The 17,429-nt window shown below is 69.0% G+C and carries 16 protein-coding genes; 8 read left to right on the top strand and 8 right to left on the bottom strand.

Annotated elements, in window-relative coordinates; all coding sequences use genetic code 11:
* The first annotated feature begins 215 nt into the window (after window positions 1-215).
* Together STHE_RS16610 and STHE_RS16605 are read left to right on the top strand one after the other, a co-directional pair.
* On the top strand, window positions 216-995 hold the full coding sequence (locus tag STHE_RS16610; protein ID WP_012873760.1) for a phosphatase PAP2 family protein: 780 nt from the start codon (window positions 216-218) through the stop codon (window positions 993-995).
* Between the two features lie 123 nt (window positions 996-1,118).
* The gene (locus STHE_RS16605) at window positions 1,119-1,718 is read left to right on the top strand and encodes a nicotinamidase (protein WP_012873759.1); all 600 of its coding nucleotides are present in this window, start codon (window positions 1,119-1,121) and stop codon (window positions 1,716-1,718) included.
* 61 nt (window positions 1,719-1,779) lie between these two features.
* On the opposite strand, the gene STHE_RS18315 is transcribed toward STHE_RS16605, so the two are convergent.
* On the bottom strand, window positions 1,780-2,178 hold the full coding sequence (locus STHE_RS18315; protein WP_012873758.1) for a response regulator transcription factor: 399 nt from the start codon (window positions 2,176-2,178) through the stop codon (window positions 1,780-1,782).
* A gap of 378 nt (window positions 2,179-2,556) precedes the next feature.
* Here STHE_RS18315 and STHE_RS16595 point away from each other — a divergent pair, with 378 nt between their 5' ends.
* Complete coding sequence (locus STHE_RS16595; RefSeq protein ID WP_169308217.1) at window positions 2,557-3,711, top strand: S1 family peptidase; 1,155 nt, start codon at window positions 2,557-2,559, stop codon at window positions 3,709-3,711.
* Window positions 3,712-4,110: 399 nt separating this feature from the next.
* Here STHE_RS16595 and STHE_RS18310 read toward each other — a convergent pair whose 3' ends face one another.
* Both STHE_RS18310 and STHE_RS16585 read right to left on the bottom strand, forming a co-directional pair.
* Window positions 4,111-5,364 carry an ABC transporter ATP-binding protein gene (locus STHE_RS18310; protein ID WP_012873756.1) on the bottom strand — a complete coding sequence of 418 codons (1,254 nt, stop codon included), beginning with the start codon at window positions 5,362-5,364 and terminating at the stop codon, window positions 4,111-4,113.
* Window positions 5,364-6,143: an ABC transporter permease gene (locus STHE_RS16585; RefSeq protein WP_012873755.1), complete on the bottom strand. Its 780-nt coding sequence runs from the start codon at window positions 6,141-6,143 to the stop codon at window positions 5,364-5,366. Before STHE_RS16585 ends, STHE_RS18310 begins: the two co-directional genes overlap by 1 nt.
* A 139-nt stretch (window positions 6,144-6,282) precedes the next feature.
* Between STHE_RS16585 and STHE_RS18305 the strand changes: the two genes are divergently transcribed.
* From STHE_RS18305 to STHE_RS18905, 3 genes are all read left to right on the top strand, one after another.
* Window positions 6,283-7,587: a serine hydrolase gene (locus tag STHE_RS18305; protein WP_012873754.1), complete on the top strand. Its 1,305-nt coding sequence runs from the start codon at window positions 6,283-6,285 to the stop codon at window positions 7,585-7,587.
* A gap of 69 nt (window positions 7,588-7,656) precedes the next feature.
* Complete coding sequence (locus STHE_RS16575; protein WP_012873753.1) at window positions 7,657-8,766, top strand: YihY/virulence factor BrkB family protein; 1,110 nt, start codon at window positions 7,657-7,659, stop codon at window positions 8,764-8,766.
* A 49-nt stretch (window positions 8,767-8,815) separates the two neighbouring features.
* Window positions 8,816-9,058, top strand: a complete 243-nt coding sequence (locus STHE_RS18905) for a hypothetical protein (RefSeq protein WP_012873752.1) — start codon at window positions 8,816-8,818, stop codon at window positions 9,056-9,058.
* Between the two features lie 28 nt (window positions 9,059-9,086).
* Here the strand turns inward: STHE_RS18905 and STHE_RS16570 are convergent, their stop codons facing one another.
* Complete coding sequence (locus tag STHE_RS16570; RefSeq protein WP_012873751.1) at window positions 9,087-11,810, bottom strand: ATP-binding protein; 2,724 nt, start codon at window positions 11,808-11,810, stop codon at window positions 9,087-9,089.
* A gap of 222 nt (window positions 11,811-12,032) precedes the next feature.
* The gene (locus STHE_RS16565; protein WP_012873750.1) at window positions 12,033-12,239 is read right to left on the bottom strand and encodes a heavy-metal-associated domain-containing protein; all 207 of its coding nucleotides are present in this window, start codon (window positions 12,237-12,239) and stop codon (window positions 12,033-12,035) included.
* 469 nt (window positions 12,240-12,708) lie between these two features.
* Between STHE_RS16565 and STHE_RS18640 the strand changes: the two genes are divergently transcribed.
* Both STHE_RS18640 and STHE_RS16555 read left to right on the top strand, forming a co-directional pair.
* The gene (locus STHE_RS18640) at window positions 12,709-13,854 is read left to right on the top strand and encodes an alpha/beta hydrolase family protein (protein WP_012873749.1); all 1,146 of its coding nucleotides are present in this window, start codon (window positions 12,709-12,711) and stop codon (window positions 13,852-13,854) included.
* Window positions 13,855-14,141: 287 nt separating this feature from the next.
* A complete protein-coding gene (locus STHE_RS16555; protein WP_012873748.1) occupies window positions 14,142-14,669 on the top strand; it encodes a YIP1 family protein in 528 nt (175 codons plus the stop codon).
* Between the two features lie 60 nt (window positions 14,670-14,729).
* On the opposite strand, the gene STHE_RS16550 is transcribed toward STHE_RS16555, so the two are convergent.
* The 3 genes from STHE_RS16550 to STHE_RS18295 form a co-directional block, all read right to left on the bottom strand.
* Window positions 14,730-15,107: a 6-pyruvoyl trahydropterin synthase family protein gene (locus tag STHE_RS16550; protein ID WP_012873747.1), complete on the bottom strand. Its 378-nt coding sequence runs from the start codon at window positions 15,105-15,107 to the stop codon at window positions 14,730-14,732.
* Between the two features lie 170 nt (window positions 15,108-15,277).
* Complete coding sequence (locus STHE_RS16545; RefSeq protein WP_012873746.1) at window positions 15,278-16,288, bottom strand: zinc-binding dehydrogenase; 1,011 nt, start codon at window positions 16,286-16,288, stop codon at window positions 15,278-15,280.
* Window positions 16,289-16,302: 14 nt separating this feature from the next.
* Complete coding sequence (locus STHE_RS18295) at window positions 16,303-17,370, bottom strand: glycosyltransferase family 4 protein (protein ID WP_012873745.1); 1,068 nt, start codon at window positions 17,368-17,370, stop codon at window positions 16,303-16,305.
* Window positions 17,371-17,429: the final 59 nt, after the last annotated feature.

The following is a 17,429-nucleotide window of genomic DNA, read 5'->3' as shown; positions in this document are numbered from 1 at the left end:
AAGTGGCGTGTTCAACGTCCCCTATGGTATGAAAGTTGCACACGGCCAGCGCCGAGCGCACCCTATGGTCACCCCGTCCTTCCGGACAGGGGCGGCCCGGGCCGGAGGGCCGTAGCCAAGCCATACCCTCTGCGATAGGCTTAGGGGTGCGAGCGGGGTGCCGGACCGCCTTCACCACATCACACCGCGGTCCGGCGGCTCGAGAGGAGTCGCGAGTGGAGCCACGAGAGCAGCTCGTCACCCGGAACACCGTGATTGAGCGCGCCCGTCATGGCCTCATCGAGTTCGGAATCCTGTCCGTGCTCTTCGGGCTGTACTACGCAACGCGCGGGCTTGCGGCCGGGAAGGAAATCGACGCATTCCAGAACGCGCGCGAGGTGATGCACCTCGAGCGGAAGCTTGGCCTGTTCCGCGAGATCGGCGTCCAGGCCTGGCTGCTGGCGCAGCCCTGGATCGTCCACTTCTTGAACTGGGTGTACACCTACACCCACATGGCCGGTCTGGTGCTGTTCGGCATCTGGTTGTTCTGGCGACACACGGAGCGCTACCGCGAGTTCCGCAACGTCTTCCTGGGCATTCTGGGCATCGGGCTGCTGATCTACGCGCTCTACCCGCTGGCACCGCCGCGCTTCTTCCCCTACAACGGGTTCGTCGACACCCTGGCGCTGTACGGAAAGGTGAACTACGACCAGCCGAGCGTCGCGATGCTCTACAACCCGTTCGCGGCCATGCCCAGCCTGCATGTCGCCTTCGCGCTCTTCTGCGGCATCGGCGTGATCCGGGTGGGCCGCAAGCTCGCCCACTGGCTGCTCGGCACGTTCTACCCGCTGCTGATGATCACCGCCGTCGTGGGCACGGGCAACCACTACATCCTCGACGCCATCGCCGGCTCGACGCTCACCGTGGCCGCCTACATCTTCGTCCCGCGGATCACCGCCGCGCTCGCCCGTTACCGGGAGCGCCTCACCGCGGACGCCCGCTCGGTCGCACCCTGATCCGGCACACTAACCCGCTTCCACCGTCGCGGCGCGGATCTCCTCCGCGCCGCGCTATACTTTGGGCGCATGATCCGGCATCCTGCGCTCGTCCGCACCCCGGATCAGGACAGGAGGAGAGCTATGGCCAACAAGAAGGCTGCCCTGCTCGTCGTCGATGTCCAGAACGACTTCCTGCCGGGCGGCGCGCTCGGTGTGCCGGAGGGGCACGCCGTCATCCCGGTGCTCAACGAGTATCTGCGCCGCTTCGCTGAGGCCGGACTTCCGATCTACGCCTCACGCGACTGGCATCCGGAGGAGACGTCACACTTCCAGGAGTTTGGCGGCCCCTGGCCCCCGCACTGCGTCCAGGGCACGAGCGGCGCTGAGTTCCACCCCGACCTCGAGCTTCCGCCATCGACCGTCCTCATCACCAAGGGGACCGATCCGGAGGAGGACGCCTACTCCGCCTTCCACGGCACGACGGACGACGGCGAGTCCCTCGCCGACCGCCTGCAGCGGGACGGGGTGACGCACCTCTACATCGGCGGGCTGGCCACGGACTACTGTGTCCGCGCCAGCGCCCTCGATGCGCGCCGCCTGGGGCTGGAGGTTACGCTGCTGATTGATGCCAGCCGCGGGGTAGACGTTCAGGAGGGCGACTCGGAGCGCGCCATCGAGGAGATGACCGCGAATGGCGTCAAGCTCGGGACGCTAGAGACGGTCGAGCTGGTCACGTCCTGAGTCAACCGTGAGGCTGCGATACACCTGGCACGCCCGCCCGGGTCGGGCGGTTGTGCCGGAGTCAGGCTGTGGCTGCGGCGAGGTGCCGATGGCGCGTGGACGCGGCGTGCAGCACCGCCCTGCGGAGTTGGTGCGCGGGAGCCGTCCGCACGACCGTCCCGACGGGCCAGTAGGTACCGCGGATGTGACGCATCCCGGCGCCGAGCCCGTCGGTCAGGCACAGGACAGCCGGACGGTGGCGACAATCCGGTCCGGTGAGCCGCTCCAGCAGCGTGAACCCGTCCACGTCGTGCAGCAGCAGATCCAACATCACGACGTCCGGCTCCCAGTGCTCGACCGTCCGCAGCCCGTCCACCCCGCAGGTGGTCACGCGTACTTCACCGAGCCCACGCAGAGCCGTCTGCATGTGGTGGATGAAGGACCGGTCGTCGTCAATCACGAGGATGCGCGTCCCTGCCATGCCTGCTCCCTCGACCCGCTGTCGGCGGCCCACGGGACCGCGATGCCCGTTACGACCCTTGACAGCGAGTCTACCCGCAGTCACAGATCGGGGAACAGAGAAATCAGTAGGGGGTCCGAGTGGGACATTCTACCCTGCCAAACAGGCTGGTTTTCCCAGGCAGATACGCAGGTCTTGTCCATACATCCGAAAGCACCGGCCTCGAGTGGGACGGATGGCTCGGTGTTGCGAGTGACTTTGAGGCACCGTAGACTTCCGGCGCGCCGCGGAGAGGGGGCCGATCTCCCGCGGCGGAACCACGGGGAAGGGAACGTAACGACGACCGGCTACGATCAGCCATCACGCCCGCCGCGGCGCTTGCCGCGTGCGGTCCTGCTCATGCTCATCGGCCTCCTCCTGGCCGGCTGCCTCGGTACCCAGACCGACCCCCCGACACCCGCGCCTACCGTCCCACCGACGCACGCCGTGCCGACCGCCACCGAGACCCCGATCGGGGAAGCCGAGCCTGCGCCGCTGGAGGAGTCGATCCTCATGCTGCGCCGAGCGCGCGATGGCGCCGTGCTCGGTGCGGCGATCGTCGTGACCGCCGACGGCTTCCTGCTGACTACGGCTGTGACCGGCACCGACGGGGTCGAGATCGTCACCCCGGACGGTACTGCGCTGCGCCCGGTACAGGTCGCGCGCGACGACGCGACCGGGCTCACCCTGCTCAAGATCCCGGCCTCGGAGCTGGCACCAGTGCGCCTGCGCCGCGACGCACCGCCCGCCGGCGACTCGGTCGTCGCAGTCGGCTACGACGCGGCGCGCGGCGCCTTCGCCCAGGCTGGCGGCCACGTCACCGCGCCCGGGGCGGCCACGGCCACGCCGGGAACGGAGCCCACCCCGCTACAGACCGACATCCCGCTGGTCGAGGGCTTCGCCGGGGGTGCCCTGGCCGACCCCGCGGGTGCCGTGCTCGGCATCGTCGTGCCCGCCGTGGATTCGAACGGCAGCCGGGTGAGCGCCGCGCTGCCCGCGGCCTACCTCGCCGAGTGGTTCGAGCAGTGGCGCGCCGCGCAGCGCGCGGCGGTCGACGAGAGCGCCGGCTGGCCGGTCCTCGACGCAGCGGGTGCGCTCACCCTCCGCTACCCCGAGGGGTGGTCGATCGCGCAGGCCAGTGGCGGAGAACGCGACTACCGCGCGGAGATCGTGCCGAACGACCCGGACGTGCCTTTGCGCCTCTCGGTGTCGATCGAGGGGGCAGCCAACCCCGGCGACCCGCTGGGCTTCGCCCGTGCGGAGTTCGGCGAACGCCGGGACGCGACGATCTGGGGCACGGTGGAGTACGGCGGCATGCCCGGTGTTCGCGTGATCCTGAACCAGGAGGGCGCCCGGGTGGACGTGGTCTACCTGTTCCACGACAACCGGCGGATCGCCCTCAGCCTGACCTCCGGCTACGGACCCGGCGTCGACGATCCGCGCTCCGACCGGGCTGAGGCACTGTTCGAAGCGGTGCTGCGCTCGATCGCCCGCCCCCGGCGGCCGGTCGGGTGACATCGCTCATCCCGGGCATCGATCGCATTATGTCGAATGATCTGCAGGGCATGGCTGCCCTGGACGCGTGCGCCCGCGGCAGCCTCGGCCCCTGGAGCGCGCCCACCCCAGTGGCTAGCGCGCAGCGCGGCACCCCACCGTTGAGGGTTGCCTACCGACGTCCATCGATCGACTCAACGGTTGGCCCCTGTCATTCTGAGCGCGGCGAAGGGTCTCGCGCGGAAGCGGCGACTCCATCCTGAGATCCTTCGCTTCCGCCGGCCGGCGCGCCCGCGCCGGCCGGCTCCGCTCAGGCTGACATCGAAACCAGGGATGACTCGAATCTGGTATCAGGTCTCGGTCGTGGTCGGGAAGCGACCGCACGAGCCGGACGCGTCGCACGGGCGGCCCTTCAGCCCGTCACCGCTCGATCTCGACCCGCGGGACAGCGCGCCCGCCGCGCGATGTCGCGCCCGGCTCCGACTCCCAGATGTGTTCCAGGCGTAACAGGCCACGCTCCTGCGCCGACCAGGGCGCAACCACCTCGACCTCCGTCTCCTGCCGGTCGACCGCCGCCAGCCCCGCCTCGGATGGACGCTGCAACGTCGCCGCCACGGTGAGCGTTGTCGGCGCCACCGGCAGTCCCCTGATGACCGCCTGCACACGCTGCGCCGCCGGGTCGCCTTCGGAAGCGGACGACACGATGTCCGCCAGCCGGCCGGTGCTGCCGAAGAGGTGGGTTCCCTCCCTGTCGTAGAGATCGAGCGCCAGCAAGAGGCCCTCGCCCGATCCGGGCGGCACCCGGAGCAGCACCTCGATGCGCAGATCGCTGCCCGAGGGCACCGCTTCCAGCACGGTGCCGGCCTCGTCGACGGCCCGCAGCCGCAGGATCTCGGCATCGGTCGGTTGCTCCTGCAGCATCCGCTCGTAGTGCGCCGCGACCGCGTCCACCGGACCGTTGTCGATCAGCCGCCCCTCCTGCAGGAGGATGGCGCGGTCGCAGAACTCCCGCACCAGCTCAGGCCAATGCGAGACGAAGAGGATGGTCGTCCCCCGCGCTTTCAGGTCGCGTAGCGCCTGGTAGCCCTTGCGCTGGAAGGCGGCGTCGCCGACCGAGAGCACCTCGTCGATCACCAGAATGTCGGGGTCCAGATGCACCGCGATCGAAAAGCCGAGCCGCATGAACATGCCGAGCGAGTAGTGCTTGACCGGCGTGTCGATGAACCGCTCCAGCTCGGCGAACTGGACGATCCGATCGAAGCGCTCGGCCATCTGGCGGCGCGAGAAGCCGTAGATGCTGCCGTTGAGGTACACGTTGTCCCGGCCGGACAGCTCCGGATGGAACCCGGCACCCAGCTCCAGCATCGCGTGGGTACGACCGTTGACGATGATCTCGCCACTGGTGGGCTCGAGCACGCGCGTCACGAGCTTGAGCAGCGTGCTCTTGCCGGCACCGTTGCGCCCGAGCACACCAAGCGACTCGCCCCGGCGCAGCGTGAAGCTCACGTCGCGCAGCGCCCAGAACTCCTCGCCCTTGCCCCGGGGCCGCAGCAGCCCGACAAACCAGTCCTGGAACGATGTGCGGGTCTCATGATGCAGGCGGAAGCGCCGCGACACGCTGCGCAGCTCAACCGCGATCTCACTTCGGTCGCCGGGCCCAGCCATGCGCCACATCACAGGTGCTCCCCGAGGTTACGGTTGAGCCGGGTGAAGACCAGGTAGCCGATCACCAGCAACACGAGCGCGGTCACCCCGGTCCGACCGGTGAAGAGCGGGTCGGGCACGCCGCCGCTGTACATGATGACGCGGTACTCGGAGACGATGGCGGCCATCGGGTTGATGCGGTACATCCAGGCGGCCAGGTGCGGGACCACCCACTCGATCGAATAGAAGATCGGCGTCATGAAGAACCAGGCAGTCAGCCCCACGTCGACCAGCACCGTCGTGTCCCGGAAGTAGACGTTCAGCGGCGCCAGGATCAACACCACGGCAGTGAGGAAGATCGCCTGGATCAAGACCAGGATCGGCACAAACACCAGCCATGGCGTGAACGCCCGGTCGAACAGCGCCATGAACAGGAACAGCGCGGGCAGGCCGAGCACGTAGTTGGCGCCAGTCGAGAGCACCGCCGAGACGGGCAGCAGGATGCGCGGGAAGTAGACCTTGTTGATCAGCGGGGCGTTGTCCACCAGCGACGCGGTTCCGGCTGTCACTGCGGTCGAGGTCCAGTGCCAGGGGAGGAGCGCGGTCAGGACAAAGACCGGGAAGGCCGGGGTATCCTGGTCGAGGAGTTGCGTGAAGACGAAGGTGAAGACGACCATCAGCAGCAGCGGATGGAGCAGCGACCAGACGAACCCCAGCGCCGAGTTCTTGTAGCGAACTTTGAGGTCCTTGGCGACCAGGTTTCGGAGCAGACTGCGATACTGGATGATTTCGACGGCCTGACTGGCCATCCCCTACCCTCCCCGCGGTCCTGGGGCCGGAGCGACCGCGCTGCAACGCGCCGCTTCGGGATGTTAGGATACCAGGGAACGGCACCGCGGAGTGGGAGCGGCAAGCCGTTACCCCGTCCGGCGAGGGGAACACGACCGGATGCCTCGAATCGATAACCAGCGGCGGGTTAATTCGCGTAGGCGGCGCCTCCGCCTGCTGCTCGTCGGCACATTGCTCCTGTCCGTGTGCGGTCTCGCCATCTCCGCACGGGAAACTCCCACCCGGGGAGCAAGACCTGAGATCGGGATCCCGTCGATCGTCGTGGCCGCCGGTGAACCAACCCCGACACCGACGCCGCAGCCGAGTCAGGACCCCCAGCCGACACCGAGCCCGACGCCCACCCCGCAGCCTGAATCGCCGCAGGCGCATTTGGTCGGATCACTGGCCGAGCGCATCGACCCGCTGGTGGCCGAGGTCCCGGCCGAGATCGGCATCGTGGTCGCTCTGCCGGACGGCACGCGGCTCTACGAGTACCAGCCGGATCGCCTCTTCGAAGCGGCAAGCCTCTACAAGCTGGGGATCATGGTCGAGCTCTACCGGCAGCGGGAAGCCGGCTGGATCTCCTTCGACGAGACGATCACCCTCCTGCCCGGCTACTACGAAGAGGGTCCGGATGTCTACGGCTTCGAAGCCATCGGGACGGCCGTCCCGATCGACGACCTCCTCTGGGCCATGATCGCGGCCAGCAGCAACGTCGCCTCTCACGCCCTCCTCGATCGGATCGGAAACGAGGCAGTCAACGCGACCATGGCAGGTCTGGGTCTGGTGCAGACCGAGATTCGCTGGCAGCCGGGTTATGTCTCGCCCTCGACACCGGAGCCGGAACCGACGGCGGAGGCAGCGCCCGAGTCGGAGTCGTCCACGCCCCCGGGTCACGACCTGAGTTCAATGCTGCCGGACGACGAGCCGGCTACCGAGCCGAACCCGACTGATAAGCCGGCCGATCCGTCGGACGCGGAGATCGACCGCGAAACCGCGCGCCCCCAAGCCGGGCGCTCCCGCGCGACGGCACGGCTCGCCACCCTGGCTCCCGGTCCGATCCCGACGACACCACGGCTCGCCGATGCCGATACGGCCTACAACGTCACGACGCCGGCCGACATGGTCCGGCTCTTTGCGCTCCTCCTCGACGGCGCGGTCGTCAGCCCCGAGGCAAGCCAGGAGATGCTCGATCTCCTGGCGCAACAGACCATCACCGACCGGCTGCCCGTCCGGCTCCCCCCGGGCACGCGGGTGGCGCATAAGACCGGTAACCTCCCCGGGATCGTCCACGACGCCGGCGTGATCTATGCTCCGGCCGGACCGGTCATCGTGGTCGTCCTCAGCGAAGATGCCGAGGACGAGGGGGCCGTGATCGAACTGGCCCGCGAGGTCGCAGTCATCGCCTACGACAGCCGCTCCTGACGCCTCAACTGCCGCCCTGGAACGACGCTTGCACTCCCTCCTGGAAATGCCGGAGAGGAGGTGAGCGACATGCAGCTCCGGGAGGTGGATTTCAAGGCGGTGGGCAAGGAGGTCGTCCGGGAGTTCTCGGACGACGACGTCACCGGAATGGCGGCCCAGGCCGCCTACCAGATCATCTTCTCCCTGCCTCCGCTCCTGATCTTCTTTGCAGCCCTGTCGGGGCTGGTCGCACGGTACACCGGGGTGGACGTCTTCGGCCAACTGCTCTCGCTCGCGGAGGAGGGGCTCCCGGCCTCGGTGTTCGACACGGTCGAGATCATCCTCGGCGGCATCCAGGAGCAGAGCAGCGCCGGGCTGTTGTCCTTCGGTTTCCTGCTGGCCATCTGGTCCGCCTCGGGCGCGCTCAATACGATGATCTCCCTGTTCAACCGCGCCTACGATGTCGACGACACCCGGGGATTCATCAAGAAGCGTCTGCTGGCCATCGGGTTGACGATCGGCCTCGCGGTGCTTGTCATCGGCGCCTTTGTCCTGTTCGTCTTCGGGCAGCGGATCGGGCTTTGGATCGCGGAGTTCGCGGGTCTCGGCGAGGCGTTCACCCTGGTCTGGAACATCGTCCGCTGGCCGGCCATTGTCATCTTCATGATGCTGGCCCTGGCCATTCTGTACTGGGCGGGGCCTGCGATCGAGCAGACATTCCGCTGGATCTCGCCCGGCGCCGTGTTCGCCACGCTCCTGTGGCTGCTCGCTACCTTCGGCTTCAGTCTCTACCTGCGGTTCTCCAACCCGGGAAGCGCGTATGGGATCCTCGGCGGGCTCGTCGTCCTGCTCTTCTTCCTCTACCTGTCGAGCATCGTCCTCCTCCTCGGATGCGAGGTGAACGCCGTCATCGACAAGCGTTACGACCCGAAGGTCATCCGAGACAAAGCTGCGCACCTCGAGCGACAAGAAGACCCGAAGACAGCGCGAGTGCGGGCGCGTGAGCTGGCGCAGCGTGAGGGCACGTCACCGGAGGAAGTCGGATTGCCCAGCGGCCCGGCACAGGAGGAACCGCGGATGCCCGCGCCCTCGAGGGGCGCGGTAGTGGCAGTCGTCGTCTCGCTGGCGTCCCTGTTCGTGGCGGCGATCCTGGGTGCATTCAGCCGCCTGCTCGGTCGCCGGCCACTCGGGCGAGCATGACCGAATCAGAGCGCGCCGCTGAGTGCGGTGCACCGGGAAGGAGCACGAGATGAGCGAACATCAGCCTGATGAGGAGCGCGAGCGAAAAGAGCCACCGACGCGAGACGCCGGCGTCTTCCCCTCCTCGAAGACCCACAGCTCCGGGAGCGGTCGGCCCGGCCCAGTGCAAGGGGAGTCGCACGCACCGGACTCCGTCCAAGGCCAGGAGGACCGGGGACACCCGCCGGTCCAACCGGCCGAAGGGCCACGCGACCCGGGCTACGACGAGCCGGGCCAGGATATCCGGGGATAGCACGTCCGCGAGGCACCGGGTCGGCGCCTCAGTCAGCCGACGCTTCCCTGCCCGCCACCTCGCGCGCGAGCGCGAGTGCTTGCTCCAGCGTCAGGGCCTGCCCCTCACCCCAGGACGCGGACCATGCCTCAGGGGAGACCTGAACCTTGATGCCAGCCTCGACCCGCTCGAGCGCCCGGCGCAGCAGGAGCGGCTCGTGCACGCCGGCTCCCCGGTGCATAGCGTCAACTGCCCCGTAGAGTCTGGCGGCATCCAGCACGTTGCCACTGGTCCCGGCCACGCCCGCCAGGCCGCTGAGTGACTCCAGGAGACCGGCGCGATCGCCGATCTGTGACCACAGATCCAGCGCGCGGCCGAGCAGGTCCGCTGCCGCAGCACTCCGCCGCTGCATCAGCGCCACCACACCGAGACCGGTCAGGCAGCGGGCGGTCGTCCGCGGGTCGGCCAAGCTCTCAGCCAGCGCCAGGCACTCGCCGAGCGCCGTGCGCGCACTTTCGGTTTCGCCCTGGTCGAGCAGGACGACGCCGGTGGTGCAGAGGGCCAGAGCACGCAGCCGCTGATCGTCGACATCCCGGGTAATGGCGAGACACTCCCCCGCCATCCGACGCGCGGCGGGCCCGTCGCCCTGCAGCACCGCGAGCTCGGCGAGATTACCGAGCGTGATCGACTGCCCCCAGGCATCTCCCGCCGAGCGCTGCACTTCGAGGCAGCGGGTAAAGTGCGCCTCGGCAGCCGCATAGTCCCCCTGCTGCCGGAGCACCAGTCCGAGATTGTTGAGATCGCGCGCCATCGCCGCGGCGTCGCCCAGCCTCGATGAAATCGCCAGGCTGGCTTCGAGCCGGTCACGCGCCTCCTCCAGATCCCCCTGGAACCAGGCCAGCACGCCGGCTCCGTTCAGCACCTCCGCTTCGATCTCCGGCGGGAGCGCCATCCGGTGTTCCAGGATCGATGCGAGCCATTCCCGGCCCTCGGCCGCCCATCCCCGACGCTCCCAGAACCGCCACAGGACCGCCCCGAGCCGCGCGGCAGTCGTTATGTCACCTTTCGCAAGCGCATGACCGAGCGCGCCGCGCAGGTTGTCGTACTCCTCATCGAGCCGGTCGAGCCACCGCTTGTGGTCCGCTCCGCGGTGATGCGCGAAAGCCGTCTCGGCGAGCGTCAGATACCAGGCTGCGTGCCGGGCGTGGATCACGTCCGCCTCGCCTGTCACCTCCAGCCGGGCCAGCGCCGCTTCTCGGATCGCCCCGGGCATCGTGAACCGCGGCGGGTTCGCCGCGTCGCTCACCGGACGGATCAGACCGACCTCGGCCAGCGCGTCCAGGGCGGCCTCTACCTCCGGGGCCGTTGCCGGTGGCTCCTCGACGACCGCCCGGGCCGCCTCGACCGACCAGCCTCCGGCAAAGACGGCCAGCCGAGTCCAGCGCCGTCGCTGCTCCGGTGTCAACACCCGGTAGCTCCAGTCGAGCAGATCGCGGAGCGCGTCGCCGGGGTTCACCTCCTCCCCCGGCTCTCCGCCTCCCGGGAGCGATGCCAGCAGGTCCTCGACCGGGTAGCGTGCCGTCCACGCCGCCGCCAGCTCGATCGCCAGTGGCAGCCCACCGAGCCGGGCGCAGAGCGCCGCCACAGCCTCCCCTACCGGGGCATTCGAGCTGGAGCGCACGCTCGCGCGCGCGAGGAACAGGGCGACAGCAGGCGCCGTCTCGGTGTCCCCGACTGCCAGCGGCGGCACCGGGTAGACGTGCTCGCCGTAGAGACGCAGCGGGCGACGGCACGTCACCAGGATCTTCAACCCCGGCGCCACGGCCAGCAGTTCCGTCAGCAGCGGCGCGGCGTCCCGTAGCCGGTCGAAGTGGTCGATGACGACCAGTTGCTCGCGCGCCCGCAGCACCTCGGCCGGCGGTTCCCGGTTGCGCTGTCCGGTAGGCACTCCAAACCCCAGCGCCGCGGAGAGCACCGCCGGCACCATGGACGGCTCGACAACGTGTGCCAACGGCAGATAGACGACCCCGTCGGCGAACGCGCCGCGCAGCAGCTCCATGATGTGCCGCGCCAGCCCGGTCTTCCCAACCCCGGCAGGGCCGGTCAGCGTCAGCAGCCGGGCGCGCCCGAGCCGCTCCAGGATCTCGCTGACCTCGGTTTGCCGGCCGATCAGATCTGCCTCGCCTGCTCGACCGGCAGTTGCGGCATCCCCCTGGGTACCGGGAGCGCTGGCCGGCAGCACCACCCCCTCGCGCGTTAGCGCGCGGCCGCGCCCCGCTCGCTTCGCTGCGAAGCGGCGGCGGTCCGCGATGTCCAGCAGTGCGTTCGGCGTCTCGGCATCATCGGGGAACGTGGCGATCCCAAGCGAGAGGCTGAGCGTCAGCGGTGGATCGCCTTCAAAGGGCATCGTCTCCACCTCCGCGAGGAGCCGTGCGGCAATCGCCGAGGCCTGCGCCGCCGATGTCCCGGGGAGCACCAGGACGAACTCATCCCCACCGATGCGGAACAGCCGATCCGTCCTCCGGATATTGGCCTGTAGCCGTTCCACCAGCGCCCGGAGGACGCGGTCGCCCCGCCGGTGGCCGTAGGCATCGTTGACGCTCTTGAAGTAGTCCAGGTCGAGGACCGCCACCGAAAGCGGCCGGCCAGTTTCTCTGGCAGCCGCAACCTGCTCCGCCAGAACATCGTCGAGCCACGCGCGGGAGAGCGCTCCAGTCAGCGGATCCCGCTCGGTTCCATCCGACCTCGACCGGCCGTCGCTGGCAGAGAGCATCGCTGGACTCCTGCTCGGTCCAGGGCAGAGAAGCACGCCTGCGCTTCAGTCACATCGTGACAACATTGTATCACCATGCATCCGGCGCGCGCTGCCGCATCGTCCAGGATCGCTCGGTTCGATTGTCCTGTCCTGTGTGGGAGGATCAGCGGGTGGTATGCGGGACCGGAGGGAAGCGGCCACAGGGCGTTGCCCCATCGAGCCGCCCCTCCGTGGCACGGACTACGCCGCGATGTCGTAACCGGCCTCTTCGATCCCAGCGCGGATATCCGCGTCGGAGACGCTCTCGCCGGCCTGCACCTTCACGAGCTTCGTGTCGAGGTCGACCTGGACCGCCTCCACGCCCGGGATGCGGCTCAGTGCCTGCGTGATGGCATTCACGCAGTGCGCACAACTTACGTCCGGTACGCGATACACGCGCTCCACCATGCACCCATCTCCTTACGGCAGCTACCGCTGCCAGTCACTGGCTACTCGATACCCCCACGGGGTATACCGCGCCACAGTATACAGCGTCCCTCCTCCGACGCCAACCCTCAAGGCCGGGTTTGCCCGGCATACGTACGAGCTCAATGGCCCGGCCTGCGGAAGGGTTCTCCTACTCGAGCCGAAATCCCCTACTCCCTCCCCTGCCGTTCCCTGCAACCTCTACTGGACCCAGCAATGCCGCGGCCTGCCCACAGCGCCACCAGCGGTGGACATTGAAGACGCATCGGTCGCTGCCTGGCCCGCCCGAGTGGACGCACGCCCTGACTGCGCCACGGCCCTGGAGTTGCGTATCTCTACACTGATGGCAGCACTGCCAGCACGGCATCCAAGACGAACAGTCCACCCGGGTGGACACGGCCCATCATCCCGCTCCCCTTGCCGCGCGTGCTATCCTGAAACAGGGGAAGGCATGACAGCGACTGGATACACCTCAGTGATTACGCCGCATTTCTGGCTTGCGAACCGAATTACGCCGCGCACCATGGATCTCGTCTTCCGCGTAGCCAGCGCAGGGATCATCTCGCCTGTCTCGCGCCTGCGCTTCATCTACGGGGGTATCGGTGCGCGCCAGGTCGACGCCACCCTGCGCCGCGCCCGTGGGCTCCGCGGCTGGTCCCTGTCGTGGGTGCGTACGGCACGCCAATATCTCAGCGCTGCGCGCGCCGCCCACAGCCGCGGCGACCACACCGAAGCAGCGCGCTGCGAGGCGTCGGCCGCACTCTGCTTTCACTATGCCCAGGTCTTTGAGCTCGACGACCTCGACCGCCGCAACCATCTCTACCGCCGGGCGGCGGCGCTCTTCCGCCGAGCGGCACCGCGACTCGACCCGCCCGCGATGCGGGTCGACATCCCCTGGCGTGACGTCAGCCTGCCCGGCTACTTGCGCCTGCCCACTAGCGACGGCGGCCCCTATCCACTCCTGGTCCTGCTCAACGGCGCCAGCACGGTCAAGGAAGAGACGGGGCATTGGTCCGACCCGTTCCTCCGTCGCGGCCTCGCAACCCTCGCGCTCGACACGCCGGGCAGCGGCGAAGTCCGAGAGCGCGTGAGCGGCCATCCTGATCAGGTGGTCATCGGTGAGGCGCTGATCCGGTTCGCGGCAGAACACGCCAGGCTGGATCCGCGCCGCGTCGCGCTCCTCGGAGCCAGTCTCGGCGGAGCGGTCGCCGTACGGCTCGCGCAGGCCACGCCCGACATTCTCGCGGTGGTTGCGTTGACTCCGCCGTTCCATCCACCCCCGTACTTCCGTCATCTCAACGCGGTGGTCCGGCAGGAGATCGCACTCGTCACGGGCGCACGCGACGAAGAGCTCGACGCCATCGTCGAAAAGATGTCCTTGATCGACATAGCGCCGCGCCTGCGCGCGCCGCTGCTGGTCGTCGGCGCCGGACGCGACCTCGTGGTGCCGCCGCAGGAAGCGTGGAACCTGTACCGCGCCGCCGGCGGACCGAAGCATCTGCACTTCATGCGGCAGGCGAACCACGTCGGGTTCTCGCACCTGCCGCAGTGGAGCGCCGCCGCAGCCGATTTTCTCTCCAGCGTCGCCGGTGCCTAGCGCACCGCCGCAGGGTCAGGACTGACCCGGGAGAGGGGAGCACTGGCCGGAACAGTACAGCACCCGCACGCCGAGCAATCCACCCGGGTGGACGCTCGTGAGCGGTTGTACCGAGTCGGACTCATTGAGTCTCGATGCGGGAAGAATGCCTTCTGTTCCTCGACGTAACGCTAGCGGCTAAGTCGTTGAAAACCGCTTGACGATCGGCGCTATCGCCGTAGATGATGGAGGGAAATCCGGACCAACAAGTCGATTGGAGTGTCGCTGCGACGAAGTGAGGGGGTCCAATGCAGAACTTGCAGAGCTCGATCGGCCAGCGAGTGGTCGGCGCCGCCAGACTCGACGTCGCGACCTATGAGGCGGTCGAACGGGACGTCAACGCCAATACCCAGGCCCTTATCGTCGTGGTTCTGGCCGCCATTGCCTCCGGGATCGGCAGCCTTGGCGTTGATGGTGCCAGCAGCTTCGTGACCGGCCTGATCGGGGCGCTGGTGGGCTGGATCATCTACGCGGGTCTGGCCTACCTCATCGGCACCCGTCTGCTGGCAACTGCCCAGACGCGGGCGACCTACGGCGAAGTGCTGCGCACCCTCGGGTTCGCCCAGGCCCCGCGTCTGCTCCTGGTCCTCGCCTGGATCCCGCTCCTCGGCTGGCTGATCGCCGCTGCCGTCGGCATCTGGGTCCTGGTCGCTACGATCATCGCCATCCGGCAATCGATGGAGCTGACCACCGGCCGCGCGATCGGCACCGCGGTGATCGCCTGGCTCATCTATATCATCGTGAACGCGCTTATCCTGACTGCTCTGGCCTTCTAGCCTCTGTCCCCGCTCGACCGCCCGCGACACGGCGGGGTGGTCGAGCGGGGAACATCCGCCTCACAGCAGCTCCCACTGACAGGCGGCGTACGCCTGCGGGGACTCCCACACGCGGACGGTCAGCATCCGCAACCCTTTCCCGTGCAGCCGGGGTGCAAGCGTCTCACGGAGGAACCGGGCCACCTCCTCGGCCGTCGAGTTGCGCTGGGCGAACGCCGGGAGGACGTCCAGGTTCTGGTAGTTCAACTCACCCACGGCCTCGTCGACCCAGGCTTTCAGCAGCCCGAGGTCGAACAGCGTGCCGTCGTCGTTGAGCTGCGGCCCAGCGACTTCGACCTCTACCCGGTAGGTGTGCCCGTGCAGCCGGCTCGCAGGGCCGAAGTCACCCCGCAGCCGGTGCGCCGCCTCAAACTGCGCCACCACCCCGATTGCGAACATGGAGCCGCCTTTCGTTGGTCAAGCGTCATGCATGATGCGTCATGCGTCACCCGTACGATGTGGTTCATGTTGCTCCCCTCTCCCCTGGTGGGCTCCGTCCGAGAGGGGCCGGGGGCGAGGGGGTCCCAACACGCAATACGGAACACGGAACACGCATCACGCATGACGACTCACTTCCCATACTTCAGCACTACCTGCAGCACCTCAGCCGGACGCGTGTCGATCAGGCGGTAGGCCTCGGCCGCGCGGGTAAACGGCACCCGATGGGTGATGAGGTCGGCCAGCGGGAGCTCCTCCAGGAGCGCGCACACGAGGTCGCGCCGCCGCTCGTGCGTCCAGCGCGGACTAAGCGCCGGATCGATCGTCCCCACCTGCGAGCTGACGATCCGCAGTCGCCGCCGGTGGAACTCGGAACCGAGATCCAGCGCAACCGGCTTCGTTCCGTACCAGGACGCCACCACGACCGTGCCCTGCACCGTGAGGACCGACAACGCCTGGCTCAGCGCAGCAGGCGCGCCGCTCGCCTCGACGGCGACATCCGCACCCCGGCCGGCCGTTCGCTCGCGGACGTGGCGCGGCAGGTCGTCGTCCGGCGCGAGGGCCACGCTCGCCCCGGCGGCCAGCGCGCGCTCCCGCCGCGCGGGTACCGGATCGACGGCGATGATGTCGCGCGCCCCCGCCCGGCGCAAGAGCATCGTGATGAGCAGGCCGACCACGCCCTGCCCGAACACCACAGCCGTCTCCCCGAAGCGCAGCGGTGTGTCGAGCAGCACGTTGACCGCAGTTTCCAGGTTCGCCACGAAGACCCCTGCCGCCGGGTCCAGACCGGCAGGTAGCGGCACGGCCAGCCGCGCGGGGATGATGTAACGGTCCTGGTGCGGATGCAAGGCAAAGATCAGGTCACCCGGCCGGAGTGTCTCCACCTCCGGTCCGGCCTCCTCGATCTCTCCGACGCTGGCGTAGCCGTACTTGATGGGGTAGGCGAAGCTGCCCGCCAGCGTCGGCAGGTCCAGCGGCAGGTGAGTCGGTACCTCGCCCCGATAGACGAGCATCTCCGTGCCGTGACTGATGGCCGAGAGGCGCGCGCGAACGAGGACGTGGTCCGGCCCGACCGGCGGCAAGGGCTCCGTTCGGATCTCGACCTGCCGCGGCCCGGTCAGCCACACGGCCCGTGCCTCCATCCCGCGCTCCTCTCTCACAACCCGTGCCCGCCCGCGATCGCCTCGCGCACGACGGCGATGACTCCGGCTGCCGTATCGTCCCAGCGGGGGAAGGACACCGCGCGGCGCTCGGCGGCTACCCCCATCGCGCGCCGGAGCCCCGCGTCAGCCACCAGACGTCCCATGGCCGTGCCTAGCGCGTCGGCGTCCCCCGGCGGCACGAGCAGCCCTGTGACGCCGTCCACCACCAGGCAGGGGAGGTGACCGACTCGCGTCGCAACGATCGGTAGCCCGGCTGCCATCGCCTCTGCGACCGCCATGCCGTACGACTCCGACCAGCTCGCCAGCACGAAGAGGTCGGATGCCCGGAGGTACGCGGCGACGACCTCCGGCGGGCGCGGCCCGTGCACCACCACCCGCTCCCGCAGCTCCGGTGTGGCCAGCCTGGCATTCAGCCGCCGGGCATAGGCTGGATCAGCCGTCGTCTCCCCGACCAGGTGCAGCGTCGCACGCTCGTCCGGTAGCCGCGCGAACGCCTCCAGCAGCAGATCGATCCCCTTGGCCGGCAACCAGTTCGCCACGCAGAGGATCGCCGGTCCACCGGCCCGGCGTAGGTCCGGCACCGGGCCGCCCGGCTCCGGCAGGTCGTACCCAGGTGGGACGACGTGCAACCGGTCCTCCGAGATGCCCGTCTGCCGCAGCGTGGTCGCCAGCGTCGCACTCGGCACGATCACCCGGTCGGCCCGCGCGGCGAACGCCCGATCAAGGCGGGCGCGCAAGCCGCCACGGCCCACGTCACCGTCGCGCCGCACCCCGCCCGGCGGCTGGTGGAGGAGCCCGATCACCGGCACGCCCACGTGCCGGGCGCGCAGCGGCAGCATCAGGGCGGCCGTCGCGATGCTGTCGACCAGGAGCGCGTCGGGCCGTTCTGCCCGCAGGCGGGCGAGCGTGACCGCACCCGCTGCCGCAGCCAGCCCGAGCGGCCGTTCCGGGATCGCAGCGAAGCGCACGCAGGCGCCGTGGCGCGGCGCCGTCTCAGCGATGCGCCGGTGGTACAGATGGCCCCCGGTCAGCCGCTGCGGATCGCCAGCAGTGACCAGCACGAGGCGCAGCGTCTCGTCCTCCTTCGTGCGTGCGAGCGGCTGATGCCGCGGCGGGTGAG

It is taken from the genome of Sphaerobacter thermophilus DSM 20745, from assembly GCF_000024985.1.
GTDB lineage: Bacteria > Chloroflexota > Chloroflexia > Thermomicrobiales > Thermomicrobiaceae > Sphaerobacter > Sphaerobacter thermophilus.
This window is presented reverse-complemented; position numbering and strand designations above follow the sequence as displayed.

What these genes read in the sequence shown, in the direction of transcription:
- STHE_RS18305 (WP_012873754.1), top strand. Translation starts at nt 6,283, where the DNA reads ATGCCTCGAATCGATAACCAGCGGCGGGTTAATTCGCGTAGGCGGCGC.
- STHE_RS16595 (WP_169308217.1), top strand. Translation starts at nt 2,557, where the DNA reads ATGCTCATCGGCCTCCTCCTGGCCGGCTGCCTCGGTACCCAGACCGAC.
- STHE_RS16575 (WP_012873753.1), top strand. Translation starts at nt 7,657, where the DNA reads ATGCAGCTCCGGGAGGTGGATTTCAAGGCGGTGGGCAAGGAGGTCGTC.
- STHE_RS16555 (WP_012873748.1), top strand. Translation starts at nt 14,142, where the DNA reads ATGCAGAACTTGCAGAGCTCGATCGGCCAGCGAGTGGTCGGCGCCGCC.
- STHE_RS18640 (WP_012873749.1), top strand. Translation starts at nt 12,709, where the DNA reads ATGACAGCGACTGGATACACCTCAGTGATTACGCCGCATTTCTGGCTT.
- STHE_RS18905 (WP_012873752.1), top strand. Translation starts at nt 8,816, where the DNA reads ATGAGCGAACATCAGCCTGATGAGGAGCGCGAGCGAAAAGAGCCACCG.
- STHE_RS16585 (WP_012873755.1), bottom strand. Translation starts at nt 6,143, where the DNA reads ATGGCCAGTCAGGCCGTCGAAATCATCCAGTATCGCAGTCTGCTCCGA.
- STHE_RS16565 (WP_012873750.1), bottom strand. Translation starts at nt 12,239, where the DNA reads ATGGTGGAGCGCGTGTATCGCGTACCGGACGTAAGTTGTGCGCACTGC.
- STHE_RS18315 (WP_012873758.1), bottom strand. Translation starts at nt 2,178, where the DNA reads ATGGCAGGGACGCGCATCCTCGTGATTGACGACGACCGGTCCTTCATC.
- STHE_RS16570 (WP_012873751.1), bottom strand. Translation starts at nt 11,810, where the DNA reads ATGCTCTCTGCCAGCGACGGCCGGTCGAGGTCGGATGGAACCGAGCGG.
- STHE_RS16605 (WP_012873759.1), top strand. Translation starts at nt 1,119, where the DNA reads ATGGCCAACAAGAAGGCTGCCCTGCTCGTCGTCGATGTCCAGAACGAC.
- STHE_RS18310 (WP_012873756.1), bottom strand. Translation starts at nt 5,364, where the DNA reads ATGTGGCGCATGGCTGGGCCCGGCGACCGAAGTGAGATCGCGGTTGAG.
- STHE_RS16545 (WP_012873746.1), bottom strand. Translation starts at nt 16,288, where the DNA reads ATGGAGGCACGGGCCGTGTGGCTGACCGGGCCGCGGCAGGTCGAGATC.
- STHE_RS16550 (WP_012873747.1), bottom strand. Translation starts at nt 15,107, where the DNA reads ATGTTCGCAATCGGGGTGGTGGCGCAGTTTGAGGCGGCGCACCGGCTG.